Genomic DNA, 537 nt, shown 5'->3' with positions numbered 1-537 from the left:
CGATGAATTTTTTGCGAAGTTCGCCGACGCGGTGAAGACGGGCTGAGGCCGTTTCGGCATATCAGGTCCTCGTACAAATCAAGCCTTCTTGTTCGGAAGCGGCGCGCCATGAGGTTGCTCATTGCCGCAATGGCCCATATTATGAATTTGGAACCATTATAAACGCGTTTTGCGCCGCGCCATGCGGTGCTGCGTGAGTCCCAGAACTTGAGTCCCACAATCTGGGCGCCAAGCTGAAAACAAGAGAGTGTTGATGGCCAAGATTTCACTGATCGTGAACGGCAATCCCGTGACAGGGAAAGTCGAACCGCGCACGCTGCTCGTCCAGTTCTTGCGGGAGCATCTGCGGCTGACAGGCACCCATGTCGGCTGCGACACCTCGCAATGCGGCGCCTGTGTCGTCCATCTCGACGGCAAGGCCGTGAAGTCGTGCACCACGCTGGCGGTGATGGCCGACGGGCACGAGGTCAAGACCATCGAGGGTCTTGCTGCCGACGGCGCTCCGCTGCACCCGATGCAGGAAGCCTTCCGCGAGCA

At 59.0% G+C, this 537-nt stretch carries 1 protein-coding gene; it reads left to right on the top strand.

Translation table 11 applies throughout. The annotated features are described in order from the left end of the window. Positions 1 to 253: 253 nt before the first annotated feature. Positions 254 to 537, top strand: a 284-nt coding sequence (locus ACP4IX_RS36575; RefSeq protein ID WP_426559001.1) for a (2Fe-2S)-binding protein, incomplete at its 3' end; no start/stop codon positions are given.

The sequence above is a fragment of the Streptomyces sp. WG5 genome, assembly GCF_049974565.1.
In the GTDB taxonomy this organism is placed as follows: Bacteria; Actinomycetota; Actinomycetes; order Streptomycetales; family Streptomycetaceae; genus Streptomyces.
This window is presented reverse-complemented; position numbering and strand designations above follow the sequence as displayed.